The 15453-nt window shown below is 70.2% G+C and carries 13 protein-coding genes and 2 pseudogenes; 12 read left to right on the top strand and 3 right to left on the bottom strand.

What is annotated here, in order from left to right:
- Nucleotides 1-77 precede the first annotated feature (77 nt).
- From FDO69_RS38520 to FDO69_RS38495, 6 genes are all read left to right on the top strand, one after another.
- Entirely contained in the window at nt 78-3044 is a 2967-nt protein-coding gene (locus tag FDO69_RS38520) for a glycoside hydrolase family 2 TIM barrel-domain containing protein (RefSeq protein ID WP_104788254.1), read from the top strand.
- Between the two features lie 66 nt (nt 3045-3110).
- Nucleotides 3111-4421, top strand: a complete 1311-nt coding sequence (locus FDO69_RS38515) for an ABC transporter substrate-binding protein (protein ID WP_104788251.1) — start codon at nt 3111-3113, stop codon at nt 4419-4421.
- Nucleotides 4422-4521: 100 nt separating this feature from the next.
- A complete protein-coding gene (locus FDO69_RS38510) occupies nt 4522-5502 on the top strand; it encodes a carbohydrate ABC transporter permease (RefSeq protein WP_104788249.1) in 981 nt (326 codons plus the stop codon).
- Nucleotides 5499-6377: a carbohydrate ABC transporter permease gene (locus FDO69_RS38505; protein WP_104788246.1), complete on the top strand. Its 879-nt coding sequence runs from the start codon at nt 5499-5501 to the stop codon at nt 6375-6377. Before FDO69_RS38510 ends, FDO69_RS38505 begins: the two co-directional genes overlap by 4 nt.
- A gap of 299 nt (nt 6378-6676) precedes the next feature.
- Nucleotides 6677-7003, top strand: coding sequence for a hypothetical protein (locus tag FDO69_RS38500; protein WP_138430275.1), 327 nt, complete (start codon nt 6677-6679; stop codon nt 7001-7003).
- A gap of 81 nt (nt 7004-7084) precedes the next feature.
- Nucleotides 7085-7726 carry an NmrA family NAD(P)-binding protein gene (locus FDO69_RS38495; RefSeq protein WP_234388284.1) on the top strand — a complete coding sequence of 214 codons (642 nt, stop codon included), beginning with the start codon at nt 7085-7087 and terminating at the stop codon, nt 7724-7726.
- A 231-nt stretch (nt 7727-7957) separates the two neighbouring features.
- On the opposite strand, the gene FDO69_RS38490 is transcribed toward FDO69_RS38495, so the two are convergent.
- Nucleotides 7958-8878, bottom strand: coding sequence for an MBL fold metallo-hydrolase (locus FDO69_RS38490; protein ID WP_104788240.1), 921 nt, complete (start codon nt 8876-8878; stop codon nt 7958-7960).
- A 133-nt stretch (nt 8879-9011) separates the two neighbouring features.
- On the opposite strand from FDO69_RS38490, the gene FDO69_RS38485 reads away from it, so the two are divergent.
- The 3 genes and pseudogenes from FDO69_RS38485 to FDO69_RS38475 all read left to right on the top strand — a co-directional run bounded on the left by FDO69_RS38485 (nt 9012) and on the right by FDO69_RS38475 (nt 11306).
- Nucleotides 9012-9221, top strand: coding sequence for a hypothetical protein (locus FDO69_RS38485; RefSeq protein ID WP_104788237.1), 210 nt, complete (start codon nt 9012-9014; stop codon nt 9219-9221).
- On the top strand, nt 9208-10599 hold the full coding sequence (locus FDO69_RS38480; protein WP_104788235.1) for an amidase: 1392 nt from the start codon (nt 9208-9210) through the stop codon (nt 10597-10599). Before FDO69_RS38485 ends, FDO69_RS38480 begins: the two co-directional genes overlap by 14 nt.
- 154 nt (nt 10600-10753) lie before the next feature.
- A pseudogene (locus tag FDO69_RS38475) lies at nt 10754-11306 on the top strand (TetR/AcrR family transcriptional regulator).
- Nucleotides 11307-11497: 191 nt separating this feature from the next.
- Here FDO69_RS38475 and FDO69_RS38470 read toward each other — a convergent pair.
- On the bottom strand, nt 11498-12655 hold the full coding sequence (locus FDO69_RS38470; RefSeq protein ID WP_234388283.1) for an AAA family ATPase: 1158 nt from the start codon (nt 12653-12655) through the stop codon (nt 11498-11500).
- An 858-nt stretch (nt 12656-13513) separates the two neighbouring features.
- Between FDO69_RS38470 and FDO69_RS38460 the strand changes: the two genes are divergently transcribed.
- Complete coding sequence (locus FDO69_RS38460) at nt 13514-14479, top strand: pirin family protein (RefSeq protein WP_104788229.1); 966 nt, start codon at nt 13514-13516, stop codon at nt 14477-14479.
- A 65-nt stretch (nt 14480-14544) separates the two neighbouring features.
- Here FDO69_RS38460 and FDO69_RS38455 read toward each other — a convergent pair.
- Nucleotides 14545-14736, bottom strand: a pseudogene (locus FDO69_RS38455) (pirin family protein); the annotation flags it as partial.
- 53 nt (nt 14737-14789) lie between these two features.
- Here FDO69_RS38455 and FDO69_RS38450 point away from each other — a divergent pair.
- Nucleotides 14790-15047, top strand: a complete 258-nt coding sequence (locus FDO69_RS38450; RefSeq protein WP_420878580.1) for a hypothetical protein — start codon at nt 14790-14792, stop codon at nt 15045-15047.
- Nucleotides 15044-15403 (top strand): tetratricopeptide repeat protein, encoded by a 360-nt coding sequence (locus FDO69_RS38445; protein ID WP_104788226.1) that lies wholly within the window; start codon nt 15044-15046, stop codon nt 15401-15403. The genes FDO69_RS38450 and FDO69_RS38445 overlap by 4 nt, the downstream gene beginning before the upstream one ends.
- The last annotated feature ends 50 nt before the right edge of the window (nt 15404-15453 follow it).

Raw genomic sequence — 15453 nt, 5'->3', positions numbered from 1 at the left:
CCCATGAGCCGCCGGCGCAGTCCTTCCCAGCCGTTTCCCGCCACCACGGGGCATTTCGAGAGGAAACACCTTTACTGATGAACGGCCTCGACCTCAACGCCTACGTCGAAGACCGGTCGCCGGGCACCGGACGGCTGCGGCCGCGCGCCGCGTTCGCTTCCGACCTGCCCACGATCGCGCTCGACGGCGACTGGAGATTCCGACTGGCGTCGGGGCTGGACGACCTCACCGGGGGCTTCGCCGCGCCGGACTTCGACGACACCGCCTGGGACCTGCTCGCCGTGCCGTCCTGCTGGCAGATGACCGGCCTGCCCGGCGAGCCGCGTTACGGTGCCCCGGCCTACACCAACATCCTGTACCCGTTCCCGGTCGACCCGCCGCGGGTGCCCCGGCAGAACCCGACCGGCGAGTACCGCCGCGAGTTCGACGTTCCGGACGGGTTCCCGGCATCGGCCGCGGTGCTCCGGTTCGAGGGCGTCGACTCCGCGTTCGCGGTGTGGCTCAACGGGATCCGGCTCGGCGACGGCAAGGGCAGCCGCCTCACCACCGAGTTCGACGTCTCCGCCGGTCTGCGGCCCGGCCGGAACGTGCTCGCGGTCCGCGTGCACCAGTGGTCGTCCGGCAGCTACCTGGAAGACCAGGACATGTGGTGGCTGTCCGGGATCTTCCGGTCGGTGTCCGTGGCCGCCCGCGGCGTCGAGGACTTCTTCGTCCAAAGCGCCTACGACCACACGACGGGGCAGGGCACCCTGGCCGTCGACGTCACCGCCCCTGCCCGGGTGACCCTGTCGGTGCCCGAACTCGGCATATCCGCCGCCGACCCGGCCGGACCGCACGTGATCGACGGCATCGAGCCCTGGTCGGACGAGCAACCCCGCCTGTACACCGGGGAACTGGTCTCCGAAGCCGGGGAGCGGATACCGCTGCGCATCGGCTTCCGCTCCGTGGCCGTCGTGGACGGCGTCCTGACCGTGAACGGCAGGCCGATCTCCCTGCGGGGCGTCAACCGCCACGAATGGCATCCGCTGACGGGGCGGACCCTGACCGAGGACACCATGGTGGCCGACGTGCTGCTCATGAAGCAGCACAACCTCAACGCGGTGCGCACCGCCCACTACCCACCCGACCACCGTTTCCTGGACCTGTGCGACGAGCACGGCCTGTGGGTGTTCTGCGAGGGCGACCTCGAGACGCACGGCTTCGAACCCGGCGGCTGGCGGCGCAACCCCAGCGACGACCCCGCGTGGCGCGAGGCCTACCTGGACCGGGCCGCGCGGCTGGTGGAACGCGACAAGAACCACCCCTCGGTCATCGTCTGGTCGCTGGGGAACGAGTCCGGCACCGGAGCCAACCTGGCCGCCGCGGCCGCGTGGATCCGGCAGCGCGACGACAGCCGCCTGATCCACTACGAGGGCGACTTCGCGAGCTGCGCGTACGTCGACCTGTACTCCCGCATGTACATCGGTGTGGACGAGCTGGCCGCCGTGGGACGCGGCCAGGAGGCACCGACGGCTGATCCGGCCGACGACGCACACCGCCGCGCCCTGCCGGCCGTGCTGTGCGAGTACGGACACGCCATGGGCACCGGCCCCGGTGGGCTGTCCGAGTACCAGCAGGTCATCGAGGCACATCCGCGCCTGGCCGGTGGATTCATCTGGGAGTGGATCGACCACGGGATCGCCCGGCTCACCGGCCAGGAGGACCCCCAGTCGTTCTACGCCTACGGCGGTGACTTCGGCGAGGAGGTCCACGACGGCAATTTCGTCGCCGACGGGCTGCTCTTCCCCGACCGCACGCCGTCGCCGGGCCTGGTCGAGTACAAGAAGGTCATCGAACCGGTCCGGATCCACATCGACCCGGCGACTCGGCAGATCGGCGTGCACAACCTGCACCACGTCCGCGACAGCGGCTGCCTGGACTTCCGGTGGACCGTCGAGGACGGCGGCGAGCCGGTGGGCTCCGGCGGCCTGACCGTGCCCGCGACCGCTCCGGGCGCGACGACAACCGTCGCATGGCCCGCCGACGTCACCGCCGCGCTCGATGCGGCGCGCAAGAACGACTCCGGCCACGAGGTGTGGCTGACCGTGACCGCGGTGCTCGCCGCCGACGAGACCTGGGCCGGGGCCGGTCACGAGATCGCCTGGGCCCAGGGGCTGGTGGTGGCTCCGGCCGCCTCACCCGTCCCCTTCACTCCGGCGCCGGCGATCGCCCGTGACGGCTACATCGCACTGGGTCCCGCGCGGTTCGACGCCCGCAGCGGGGCGCTGATACGGCTCGGCGACCTGGAGCTCGACGGTCCGAGACTGGACGTCTGGCGGGCCCCGATCGACAACGACCTGCTCAGCGCCTTCGGCGAGCCGCAGATCGGCGCTTGGCTCGCCGCCGGACTGCACCGGATGCGCCACGACGTCCTGGGTGTCGAGCCCGACGCGTCGGGACTCACGGTCACCGCCCGGCTGGCCGCCGCCGGGTCCTCCTCCGGGCTCGGCGTGGTCTACCGCTGGACGGCCTGCGACACACCGGACGCGGACCAGGGCCGGCTCCGGCTGGAAGCCGTCGTCACCCCCGACGGCCCATGGTCGGTGCCGCTGCCCCGACTGGGCGTCGCGATGTCGCTGCCCGGAACCGACGCCGAAGTCGAGTGGTTCGGTCCCGGTCCCGGTGAGGCGTACCGCGACTCCCGCGCCGCGGCTCGCGTCGGCCGCCACCTGTCGACCGTCTCGGCGATGCAGATCCCTCAGATCCGCCCGCAGGAGAACGGCAACCGCCACCGAGTCCGCCGCGCCAGGATCACAACCCCGGGCGGCACGCTGCTCATCACCGGCGCCCCGGTCATCGACCTGACCGTTCGTCCCTGGAGCACAGAAGCCCTGGCCGCCGCGGCTCACCAGCACGACCTGGTCCGCGACGGCAGGCTCCATCTGCACCTTGACCACGCCCACCACGGCCTGGGCAGCACGGCCTGCGGCCCGGGCCCGTCGGCACCGCACGTCCTGGCCGCGGTCACCACCGCGTTCGGCGTGGAGTTCGGCACCGGCCGGTAGACGGGCCTTGCCCGCCCGCCCACCGGCCATCCAGCAAGTCCGTCCCTGTCACAGGAGGTTCCTCACATGAACAGCACCACCATACGCACCCGCAGACTCCTGACGATCACCACCGCGGCGCTCCTCGTGGCCGGCCTCGGCGCGTGCAGCAGCACCAAGAGCACCTCCGACAACTCCGAGAAGAGCCAGGCCGGGCCGGTGAAGATGGAGTTCTGGGGCTGGGCCGGCTACGAGAAGATCGTCGACCAGTGGAACGCCTCCCACCCGAACGCCAAGGTCACCTTCAAGAAGATCCCGTCGGGCGCCAAGGGCGGCTACACCCAGATCAGCAACGCGATCACCGCCGGCAAGGGCCCGTGCCTGGCCCAGATCGAGTACCAGACCATCCCGTCGATGCTCGTGAAGAACACGGTCATGGACATCACGAAGTACGCGAGCGCCGACATGGACAAGTACGTCCCGTCGGCCGTCTCCGCCTCCAGCATCGGCGACAAGATCTACGGCGTCCCGGTGGACGTCGGCCCGATGGTCCTCTTCTACCGCAAGGACCTGTTCGCCAAGTACGGCATCACCAAGCCGCCGGCCACCTGGGCCGAGTACAAGGCCGACGCCAAGAAGGTCGCCGCCGCCGACAAGGGCGTGAAGTTCGGCACCGTGCTCGGCGACGGCAACGGTATGGCGGCCTTCACCCTGCAGACCGGCCGGTCCTGGTACTCGACCCAGGGAAACAGCTGGACCGTCAGCATCGACAACCCCGGCACCCGGAAGGTCGCCGAGTTCTGGCAGGACCTGAAGGACGAGGGTCTGGTGGCGAAGACCGGCAACGCCTGGGACCCGCAGTTCAACAAGGCCTCGGAAGCCGGCAAGGTGCTGACATTCGTCAACGCGGCCTGGGCCGCCGGCGGCATCAAGTCGGACCTGAAGGACCTGGCCGGCAAGTGGAGGGTCGCCCCGATGCCGACCTGGGAGGTCGGCGACGGCAAGAGCTCCAGCAGCGGCGGCTCGGCCACCTCGGTGATGACCGGGTGCAAGACGCCCCGCGAAGCCGTGCAGTTCGCCGATTTCCTGTCCAGCGACCCGCAGGCCGTGAAGACGGGCATCGAAAGCGGGCTGTACCCGGCGTCGAAGGCCGGACAGGAAGACCCGTCGCTCACGGGGGGCGACCCGTTCTTCGGCGGCCAGAAGGTCGGTGACGTGTACAAGGCCTCCGCCGCGCAGGTGCCCAGCACCTGGACCAACGGCCCGACCTTCCAGCAGGTCGAGTCGGACTTCACCGGTGCCATCGGTCAGGGCACCCTGCCGGACGCGGTCACCAAGGTCCAGGCCTCGACGGTCGTTGCGATCAAGAAGCTCGGACTGTCGGTGACCAACGGCTGAGGCAGCGGGACTCCAGCCGCCCCGAAGAGTTCCCGCGGCCGCCGGTACCCGGCGCCGCGGGGACCCGCTCCCTGTCGACGAACCGCCCAGCGAGGTTTCCATGAGCAGTCCCAGCAGCCCCCGGACCGCGTCACCGCCGCGGCCGGTGCCCGCGGCCACCCCCCGCGTCTCCCCCGCCGGTCGGCCTCGGCGCACCGGCCGCCGTGCCGCGTTGACCGCGTCGGGTTTCCTGGCGCCGTTCGCGGTGCTCTTCCTGACCATGATGGTCGTGCCGATCGGCTACGCGATCTATCAGAGCTTCTTCACCGTCCGCCGCGCCGGGCTGTTCGGCGGTACGCAGTCCACGGAGTTCGCGGGACTGTCCAACTACGCCGCCGCCTTCGGCGACCACGACTTCACCGCGTCGATCGTCCGGGTCGTGGTGCTGGGCTGCGTCCAGGTCCCGGTCATGCTCGGCCTGGCCCTCCTGCTCGCGCTCCTGCTGGACTCCCGCTCGGCCCGGCTGCGGAAGACCTACCGGCTCACGTTCTTCCTGCCCTACGCGCTGCCGGGTGCGATCGCCGCGGTGATGTGGTCTTTCCTCCTGGCGAAAGACCTCTCGCCGTTCACCGGACCGCTGTCCCACATCGGGATCGACGTCGACTTCCTGTCGCCGTCGTGGGTCCCGTTCTCGATCGGGAACATGATCACGTGGGGCTGGACCGGCTACAACATGCTGATCATCTACTCCGCGCTGCAGACGATCCCCGCCGAGGTGACGGAGGCCGCCGCGCTCGACGGCTGCACCGGATGGCGTCTGGCGTGGGCGGTGAAGATCCCGCTGGTGCGTCCCGCGCTGGTGCTGACCACGGTCTTCTCCATCATCGGGACGGCGCAGATGTACACCGAGCCGGCGGTGCTGGTCGGCGCGCGCGTCCCGGGCGTCTCGCCGAAGTTCACCCCGATCATGAACACGACCCTGAGCATGGACCTGGGCGACCAGAACCTGGCCGCCGCCGAGTCCGTCGTACTCGCGCTGATCACCCTCGTGCTCTCGTTCGGATTTCTCAAGTACAACCAGCGCAAGGGAGCGATGGCATGAGCGTGATCCCGGCTAGCCGGCCGATCCGACCGGCCCGCCGCGGCACCGACATCGCGAGCAAGGCCGCCGTCAACGGGGTGCTGGGCCTGATGGCCCTGTACACGCTGATCCCGCTGTGGTGGCTGTTCGTCTCCGCGACCAAAGCCTCGGGCTACCTCTACACCGGTACGCCGCTGTGGTTCTCCCACTTCGACCTGGTCACCAACATCAGAAACGTGTTCAGCTTCGAGGGCGGCATATTCTCCACCTGGCTCGCCAACAGCGCGCTGTACAGCCTCGTCGGCGCGACCGTCAGCACCCTGCTGTCCGCGATGGCCGGCTACGCGCTGTCCAAGTTCAGCTTCCGCGGCCGGGAGAGCGTGTTCAACGTCATCCTCGCCTCGGTTCTCATTCCGGCGCCGATGTTCGCGCTGCCGTTGTTCCTGCTCATGGCCAAGCTCGACATCACCAACTCCTACTGGTCGGTGCTGCTGCCCAGCTGTGTCAGCCCGTTCGGCGTCTACCTGTGCCGGATCTTCGCCTCGGCGTCCGTCCCGGACGAACTGCTGGAGGCCGCACGGCTGGACGGAGCAGGCGAACAGCGCACCTTCTTCGGGATCGCCCTGCCGCTGATGGCCCCGGCAATGGTGACCGTCTTCCTGTTCCAGTTCGTCGGCATCTGGAACAACTACCTGCTGCCCTCGCTCATGCTCAACACCCCCTCACTACAGCCCGTCACGGTGGGCCTGGTGCAGTGGCGCGCGGAGTTCGCCAACGGAGTGCCGCTGCTGCTGCCGATCACCGGTGCGTTCCTGTCGCTGGTCCCCCTGCTCGTCGCCTTCATCAGCCTCCAGCGGTACTGGCGCAAGGGCCTGACCGCAGGCGCCGTCAAGTAGCGCGCTCGCCGCCCCACTTCCCCACTACGGTCGGAAGGGCCGCGGCCGAGAAGCCCTCCGGGCGTCGGCCGCGCGGCGCACAGCTCCCTGGCCCGAGGGTGCGCGGGCCAGGGGCCAGGTTGGTGGCGCGCCCACTGGACCGCAACCGCCGCCTGCCGCGACCTCGCCACGTAACATGCGCGAGTGAGCCGACCCGCGATCCGTCGGCGGCCGATCGCCCCCGGCAAGGGTTCGACCGTCTGGCCGGCCACGTCGTCCCAAGGCGCCCGGTCGGCCCCAATGCCTCGGAACGGTGCAGCGTGGGAATGGTTCTCGTGTACGTGTCGATCCTGCCGTCGGTGATCACCGCACTGTGGGTCCTGGCCTGGCGGGGGGCACAACCGCTGCGCTGGGGCGCTCTGTCCGGCGGGGCCGTCGTCTCCGTGCTCTGCGTCGTCATCGGGATCAACACGAACGGACCGCCGGTCGCCCCGTCGCCGGGCGCCTGCCGGCCGGCCCTGGCGTGCTTCGATCCCGATCCGGTCTTCTGGATGGTTGCCGGGCTCCTCGGCTTCGCATGCTGCTTCGTGCTGACGGTCGTGACGGTAGCGGTCGAACTCCGGCGCACCCGTCGGGCCTCCGACTGAGGCCGCCGCACCCACTTGCAGGGACTCCGGGTGGGGCGTGACATGCCATGTCCGACTCTGTGTCAGCTCCAGTGGGACGTCATGGCCACGGTCGCGAAGGCGCACGGCGAACTCGACGTGCTGGTGGACATGTCGCAGATGACGGTGTCGCAGATGACCGCCACCAGCACCGCGGAATCCCACCAGCAGCGGCTGCGCTGGCTGGCGGAGCAGGTGCTGGACTGGTCGGGCCTGCCCGTGGTGCACGTGCGCCCGACGGCGTTCCTCGACAACCCGTTGTTCACCGCCCTCGCCGCGCGGTCGATCCGCGAGAACGGCACACTGGCGCTGCCGTTCGGGACCGGACGCACCTCGCCAGTCGCTGCCGACGACGTCGCCCAGGTGGTCGCGACCATCCTGCGCGATCCCGGGGAGCACACCGGGAACGTGTACGAGCTGACCGGACCGCGGGCGCTCGACATGACCGAAGTAGCCCAGCAGTTCTCCGAGGCGCTCGGCCGCACGGTGACCTATCTGGACGTCCCCCTGCAAGGGTGGCGCACAGAGGTACTCGCGAACGCGGGCCTGCCACAGCACACCGAGCAGCACATCGCGACCATGGCGCAGCTGCACCGCGCGAACCGCTACGACAGGGCGACGATCGACGTCGAGCGCATCACCGGGAAGCGGCCGATGACCGTCGAGGAGTTCGTCGCCGTCCGCAAGGACTTCTACCTCGGCTGACTGCCGCAGGAACTCCAGATGAAGGGGGCGTCGGCCGACGAGTACACGCGCCTCGGCGGGACTGCAAGTGTCCAGGACATCATTCCTGGGGCAAGACCTGAGCCGGTACGTCGCCAGGCTGCTACACGACCCTACGCGGTGTTCCCCTGCGCCGGCTCAACCGGTGCTGCGGAACGTGGAGCATCTGGCTTCCCACTCGAACTGCCGGAAAAGGGCTGGATAGATACCGGATCAGTGCGAGCCGGGGGGGACGGGCGAGAGCCGGTAGGCGCCCTCATGGGTGACGACACGGCCGGCGGTGGGTGGCGCGAAGTGGGTGCCCAGGACAAGGGTGTCCGTGCCGGCGAGCGAGCGGAGCAGTGTGCGGCGCGAGGCCTCGGACCGCTCGGGCTCGATGTCGACGCAGGCCCCGATGGTGGGGTGAGCGAGCTGGACGGGGTGGTGGATGCAGTCGCCGGTGATCAGCGCCGTCTCTCCGCGGCTGGTCAGCTCGACGGCGACGTGGCCTGGGGTGTGCCCGGGGGTGGGGATCAGGCGCAGGCCCGGGACGACCTCGACGCCCTCGGCGCAGACGTCGACGAGGTCGAGCAGCCCCGCCTCCTCCACCGGGATCACGGAGTCGCGGAACATCTGCTTGCGCGCCTCGTCCATGTCGTACCCGGCCCAGAACTCCCGCTCGACGCGTGAGGTGAGGTAGCGGGCGTTGGTGAAGGTGGGGACCCACTCGCCGTTGACCTCATGGGTGTTCCAGCCGACGTGGTCGGCGTGCAAGTGGGTGAGGATCACCAGGTCGACGGAGTCCGGGGGGAGTCCGGCGGCGGTGAGGCGCTGAAGGTAGTCAGTTTTCAGGTTGTGCCAGGCGGGGTTGGTCCGCTCCTTGCCATTGCCGATGCCGGTGTCCACCAGGATGCGCAGCCCGCCGACGGTGAACGCGAAGCTGTGGCTGTCGATGTGCAGGGTGCCCTCGTCGTCGCAGAAGTGGGGGCGCAGCCAGTTGTGTTGGCTGACGACGTCCGGCGTGGCGCCGGGCAGCAGCCACGGTCCGGTGGCTGACGGCAGGCGAACCTCGTCGATGCGGTGGACGGTGACGTCGCCCACGCTCCAGGAGGGGACGGCGGTCGGGTTAGGTGCACCTGGCGTGACGGTGGACATGGGATCCCCTTGGCACTAAACGCAATTGGTTTGCTTTAAGTGACCGTAGGCTCTACCGTCGACTAACGCAAACCCTTAGCTTTTGACGTCGGGTGTTACCCCCCTCCCTCCAGCCCCTGAGGAGAGAACGTCCATGCCCTCCGATGAACTCACCCCGCCGGAAGCGGCCCGCTGGGCCGCCCGTGCCGGGCTCCGGCTGCCCGCCGACCGCAACGCTGCGGTTGCAGCCACCGCCAACCACATCCACTCCGTCGTCGCGGTCCTGCGGGAGCTGGACTTCGGGGACACCCCGCCCGCCCCCGCCTACCGCGCTGAACCGGAGAACCACGATGCAGCCGTATGAACTGCCCCTGACCGCAGCCGCCGACGCGATCCGGGCTCGGCAGCTGTCCCCCGTCGAGCTGGCGGACTCCGTCCTTGAGCGCATCGCACAGGTGGAGCCGCACCTTCAGGCGTACGTCACCGTCGCCGCCGAGCACACCCGGCGCGCCGCGCGGGAAGCCGAGAACGACATCGCGGCCGGCCGCTACCGTGGCCCGCTGCACGGCATCCCCATGGGCCTCAAGGACCTGATCGACGTCGCGGGCGCGGCGACGTCGGCCGGCTCCCGCGTCCGAGCCGACCACCGCGCACAGGCCGACAGCACCGTCGCCGCCCGCCTGTCGGCCGCCGGAGCCATCCTCGTCGGCAAGACCCACACCCACGAGTTCGCCTACGGACTGACCACCCCGCAGACCAACAACGCCTGGGACACAGGCCGGGTCGCCGGCGGCTCCAGCGGCGGATCCGCCGTCGCCGTCGCCGCGGGCACCGCCACCTTCACCCTGGGCACCGACACCGGCGGATCGATTCGGGTGCCCGCCGCGCTGAACGGCGTCGTCGGCCTCAAGCCGACCTACGGCCTCGTCCCCCGCCACGGCGTCACGTCCCTGTCCTGGTCACTGGACCACGTCGGCTCGATCACCCGCACGGTCGGGGACGCGGCCCTGATCCTCACCGCCCTGGCCGGACACGACCCCCGAGACCCCGCCTCCCTGACCACGCCCGGCACGGACTACCGGCCGGTCTCGGATGCGGACCTGACGGGGCTGCGCGTGGGCGTGCCGCGCAACCACTACTTCGACCACGTCGACGAGGAGGTGGAAGCCGCCGTACGGCGCGCGATCGACCAGCTTCGGGCCCTCGGTGCGCGCCTGGTCGAGGTCGAGATCCCCATGACCCGCTACATCCAGGCCACCCACTGGGGCCTGATGGTGCCCGAGGCGACCGCCTACCACGAAAGCACCCTGCGCACGGTCCCCGAGCTCTACCAGACAGACGTCCGCATCCTCCTCGAGGCCGGCGAGCTGATGCCCGCCGGGGACTACCTGCGCGCCCAGCGCTCCCGCACCCTCATGCGGCAGGAATGGGCGCGCATGCTGCAAGAGGTCGACCTGATCGTCGCCCCGACCGTCCCGGCGACCGCGGTCGAGGCCGGCCAGGAGACGATCACCTGGGCCGACGGCACCGTCGAGGGCGTCTCCGATGCCTACGTGCGCCTCTCGTCCCCTGCCAACATCACCGGGGCGCCGTCCCTTTCCGTCCCCGTCGGCCGCGACGCGGCAGGCTTGCCGATAGGCATGCAACTGCTCGGGCGACCGCTCGGAGAGAGCGTGCTCCTGCGGGTCGGCCAGGCCTACGAGCAGACGCAGCCCGCCCGAAAGCTCGCGCGCACAGCGTGAACGAGCGCTTGACCCGGCCTCACCACTCGGTCGGACCCGAGAGCGCCGCTCGGCTCGATCTGCAAGGTGCCGCAAGAAGAAGACCGCCGGAGGGAGGTGGGCGGCTCGCTAGACGCAACGACTTTGCTTTAAGGTGGGTTCCATGAGCAGGCAGATGGTGCGCCCTGGGGGTCGTAGCGCCCGGGTTCAGGCATCGGTCCACACCGCCGTACGCGAACTCGCCTCGGAAGTGGGCCGGGACGCACTGACCGTACCGCTGGTCGCCCAGCGTGCGGGCGTGACGCCGTCGACGATCTATCGCCGCTGGGGGGGACCTGCAGGAGCTGTTGTCGGACGTGGCGGTCGAGCGTCTGCGGCCCGACACCGCACCCGACGACCACGGTGCCATGTCGTCCGACCTGACGGCCTGGGCCGAGCAGTTCCTCGACGAGATGGCCTCCCCCACCGGCCGGGCCTACATCCGCGACGCCTTGCTCGGCGACCCGGACGGCAGTAACGCCGGCCAGTGCTCGGCCTACGCCGCCGACCAGATCAACCTCATCCTCACCCGAGCAGCTGAACGCGGCGAGAAGACGCCCGACGTCGAGGCGGTCATCGACGGCGTCGTCGCGCCCATGATGTACCGCATCCTCTTCCGCCCGGACGGACTCGACGCCGCGTACGCGCGCCGACTGGTCGCAGAGCTCCTCGGCCAGACCGGCCCATGACCTGACGTGGAGCCGTGGTGCTGCGTGTAGGGCTGGATCCCCCACCTTAGGGCGGTCTGACGCCGACTCACTCTCCGGCTGCGAGCGCGCGCGGTGCGGGCGTGCAGGGCTCGCCGTAGGGGCAGGCCGGGTGATCGCCAATGCGCTGGCTCGCTGTCATCGCCGCAAGCCTTTCGACTCTGGGAGCTCTCCTAGGTTCGCAGCTCTGACAGGACGGTATCGGCGGTGATCGCATCGGCTACCTGTTCGACGGTATATCCGTCGGTGTCGATGCGCAGATCACCGATCCCGGCATCTTCCAGGCCGGCGGCCGATGCCACCGCCTGGTCGGCGACGTGGAGCAGGCGTGTGACGGACTGCCCGCGCAACGGGTCGCCCGGTTGGGCCCAACTGCCGCCTTGTCCACGGGACATGATGCGTTCCGTCAAGTGCTGCCGTCCGGCGTGCAGTCGGCACAGCGTGAGCTCGGTCGCAGGCAGCGCCTCGGAGTACGCCTTGACCGTGGCCTCGTCCTCGACCGGGCCGGACATGATCAAGCACTGGGCACCGGCCGCACGGTAGGTCCTCCACACGGCGGCCAGGTTGCGGGCCTTGACCCGGTGGTTGGCGGGATCATCCGAAGCCGGGCGGCAGAAGCCGAGCTGGTCGAGATCCAGATACGCGGCGGTGGCACCAGCGCCCAGGACCCTTTGGTAGACCTCGAAGCCGACCGTCGACTTGCCGACGCCGGTCGCGCCGCACAGCCACAGCACCGGAAGATCAGCGGAAGTCTCCGCCTGTGCCAAGGCCGAGCCTCTGCCCGTAGCGGTGACCACCGGCAGCTCGGGCGCGTCAGCTGACCGGCCGAGAGCCGAGGCCGGCCATCCGCCGGTTCGCTCCCCGACACGCCGCGCCACCTCGTTCACCAGCAATCCGCTGGTGTCGACGCAGGCATCCGCGAAGGTGCTCGCATCCAGGGCGTCGGCTTCCCGCAGCACCCCGCCGACCAACTGGGCAGGACCTCCGCGGCCGGTGAACCGCTGCCGAAGCACCTCCTGGTCGGCCCGCAGCCGGCAGACCGTCACCGCGGCCTGAGGAATCTGGTCGACGTGCACTCCGCAGGCGGGATCGACGACACCCGAAACGATGAGACACCGGGCGCCGGCCGCCCGGAAGCCGGCCACCACCGCATCGACGTTGCGTGCCTTCATACGGTGCCGCCCTGGATCTCCCGCAGGCTCGGGGTAGCAGATCCCCAACTGGTCGATGTCAACGAAACCGCTCTCGATCCCGGCCCGTATGAGGTGGGAGTACAGCTCCCAGGCGACCGTGGTCTTACCGACTCCCGGCGGACCGCAGAGCCACAGCACGGGGAACTCAACACCCCTCACCAGCGTGCCGCCCCATCCGGGCGACGCGCCCTGAGCTCCGGAAGCGCGGGTTCGATGACAGAGACCATGGCCCCGGATTCTCTCCATCGCGCACGTCCTTGTCGACAGACTTTTGCGCGCCCGCGGAACGCCCCCACGAGGATCAGGAACAGGCACTGACCAGGGACTCGTGACAGAGCAAGGCCCGGACCAGGTGTCCCTTCGTCGTGCTCCCGACTCTTTCCCCCCGGCGGCTGCTGACCGTCCCCAGGCTTCCGGCCTCTAGCGGGTGCCGGTACCCCGCCTCGCTCAACCTCCTGATGCCGTCCGGCGCATCAGGGTGTACATCCAGCTCGGCGAAACCGTCCAGGATGTGCCGCGCTGCGGCCGTGCCGTCGACCGCCCAGCCCTCCAGCCCGCAGGACCCCGACCAACCAAGTGCCGGCAGCCACTGACCTCCACCAGGTCAGGCAGACAGGAGACGTCGGTGCGGAAGTGGCCGCAGCCCACGCAGCGGAAACGGACGGGTAGTCGTGGCCTCCGGCGGCGACGCTGGACGGCTCGGTGCACAGCCCGTAGGGGACGGCGACCTCGCCGACCGCCCGGTGCACGTGCTCGGAGTCCAGGACGAGCTGGGCCGGGCGCCAGATCCCGTGATCGTGGCGGTCGAACTGCACGGAGCTTCTGTAGGACCGCTTGTGGCGCTTCGAAAGCCGGGGTGCCCGGTGGTAGACGTCCCCCCCCCGGCACGCCGGGCACCCTTCCACCCCTCACTGCCGGCGCCCCCGCTCCGCTCGACACGGGCCTGGGGCGCCGGTCTGTCTGCAGCCTTGCCCGCGCCCCGCTAGGTTGTGCCGCATGAGCAACCTTGACCGCGCACCCACGCCGAGCGTGTGCGGCGGCCGCGGATTCGTCGCCGCAGAACCCGTCCGCGAGCTGCTGAGTCCTCGACACGTACAGCTCGGAGAGTCGACCGAAGTGCGCCGGCTGTTGCCGAACCTCGGCCGCCGCATGATCGCCGCATGGGCCTTTGTCGATCACTACGGGCCCGATGACATCGCCGACGAGCCCGGCATGCAGGTTCCGCCGCACCCGCACATGGGTCTGCAGACGGTCAGTTGGCTGCACGAGGGGGAGGTGCTGCACCGCGACTCGACCGGCAGCCTGCAGACGATCCGCCCGCGCGAGCTGGGACTGATGACCTCCGGCCGGGCGATCAGCCACTCGGAGGAGAGCCCGCGCTCGCACGCCCGTTTCCTGCACGGCGCGCAACTGTGGGTCGCGCTGCCGGACGCGCATCGGCACACCGACCCGAAGTTCGAGCATCACGCCGAGCTGCCGACCGTCACGGCGCCCGGGCTCACGGCAACAGTGATTCTCGGCGACCTCGACGGCGCGGCCTCGCCCGGCTCGACGTTCACACCGATTGTCGGCGCCGACCTCGCCCTCGACCGAGGCGCCGACGTCCGGCTGCCCCTCGTTTTCGACTTTGAGTACGGCGTGCTGTCCATGTCCGGCGAGGTGCACGTCGACGGCGTGCCCGTCCTGCCCGGCTCGATGCTGTATCTCGGCTGCGGCCGCAGCGAGCTGCGACTGCGGGCCGAGTCGGACGCGGGCGTCATGCTGCTCGGCGGCGAACCGTTCGCCGAGGAACTGATCATGTGGTGGAACTTCGTGGGCCGCACGCAGACAGAGATCGAGCAGGCTCGCGCCGACTGGACGACGGGCAACCGATTCGGCGACGTGAAGGGCTACGACGGCGCCCCGCTCCCTGCGCCCGAGCTGCCTGCGACGCCACTCAAGCCGCGCGGCCGCGTCAGGTAGTCCAGAACGGCAAGCGCCCCCACCGGCAAAGCTGCTGGTGGGGGCGCTTAGCTGGCTGGTTGTGCTGGGGAGTGATGAACGACGAAGCACCAGGCCCCGACCATGCGGCGGCCAAGGTTGGGCAGCAGCCGGCGGACCTCGCTGGACTCGCCCGGCTTCACGCGGCGAGGACTGCGGAGTTCACGCACCGGCTCCGCCACCACGAAGCCACGGCCGCCGCACAGGGAGGGGGCCGCTTCGCGCTCAAAATCGCTCATGGCTCACAACCTGGTCCGGCGCACGGGCACACCGGCCGGCGCTCCTGGAGAATGTGCTGGCCCGGCACGGCATCACCTTCCAGCAGTCGGTCACCCTCCGGCTCGCCGCCCTCGCCGACGGCCGGGTCGGCCCGGTCGGACGCGATCAGCTCGACGACGGCGTCAGCGGCGCGCTGAAGACCGACGCGGCGGAGGTGCACGGCGTGCTCGACGAGCTGATCGCCGCGCAGCTGCCGGCCGCGGTCCCCTCCGGCCAGCGGAATATCCGGCCGACAGGCTCGGTTGTCGGCCTCAAAGGAGGCACCGAGTGAACACGACTCAGGACACCAGCTACTACGCCCACGGAACCCCTGCCGAGCGCTGGGAGCGCGCGCGGCTGTTCTTCGACGCCAAGGACTACGCCGCCGCCGCGCGCGTCCTGGTCGGGCTGGTCGAGGAGGTGCCCGAGCAGACCGGGCCCCGGCTGCTCCTGGCGCGTTCCTACTACCACTCGGCCCAGCTGCAGCGCGCCGAGAGCGAGTTGCGGACGATCGTCGAGCGGGACCCGGTGGAGCACTACGCCCGGCTGATGCTCGGCCGCACGCTCCAGCGGCAGAACCGGCACGAGGAGGCGGAGTCGCACCTGCGGATCGCCTCGGCACTGGCCGGTGACTTCGAGCAGGTCTGACCCCCCGCCGCACGTGATGGTGCCCGGCTCCGCGCGGAGCCGGGCATCGT

Source organism: Streptomyces tibetensis, assembly GCF_007655005.1.
Taxonomy (GTDB): Bacteria; Actinomycetota; Actinomycetes; order Streptomycetales; family Streptomycetaceae; genus Streptomyces; species Streptomyces tibetensis.
The sequence above is the reverse complement of the archived record's forward strand: the minus strand, read 5'-3'. Positions and strand labels throughout refer to the sequence as shown.

What these genes read in the sequence shown, in the direction of transcription:
- FDO69_RS38520 (WP_104788254.1), top strand. Translation starts at nt 78, where the DNA reads ATGAACGGCCTCGACCTCAACGCCTACGTCGAAGACCGGTCGCCGGGC.
- FDO69_RS38515 (WP_104788251.1), top strand. Translation starts at nt 3,111, where the DNA reads ATGAACAGCACCACCATACGCACCCGCAGACTCCTGACGATCACCACC.
- FDO69_RS38510 (WP_104788249.1), top strand. Translation starts at nt 4,522, where the DNA reads ATGAGCAGTCCCAGCAGCCCCCGGACCGCGTCACCGCCGCGGCCGGTG.
- FDO69_RS38505 (WP_104788246.1), top strand. Translation starts at nt 5,499, where the DNA reads ATGAGCGTGATCCCGGCTAGCCGGCCGATCCGACCGGCCCGCCGCGGC.
- FDO69_RS38495 (WP_234388284.1), top strand. Translation starts at nt 7,085, where the DNA reads ATGGCCACGGTCGCGAAGGCGCACGGCGAACTCGACGTGCTGGTGGAC.
- FDO69_RS38490 (WP_104788240.1), bottom strand. Translation starts at nt 8,878, where the DNA reads ATGTCCACCGTCACGCCAGGTGCACCTAACCCGACCGCCGTCCCCTCC.
- FDO69_RS38485 (WP_104788237.1), top strand. Translation starts at nt 9,012, where the DNA reads ATGCCCTCCGATGAACTCACCCCGCCGGAAGCGGCCCGCTGGGCCGCC.
- FDO69_RS38480 (WP_104788235.1), top strand. Translation starts at nt 9,208, where the DNA reads ATGCAGCCGTATGAACTGCCCCTGACCGCAGCCGCCGACGCGATCCGG.
- FDO69_RS38460 (WP_104788229.1), top strand. Translation starts at nt 13,514, where the DNA reads ATGAGCAACCTTGACCGCGCACCCACGCCGAGCGTGTGCGGCGGCCGC.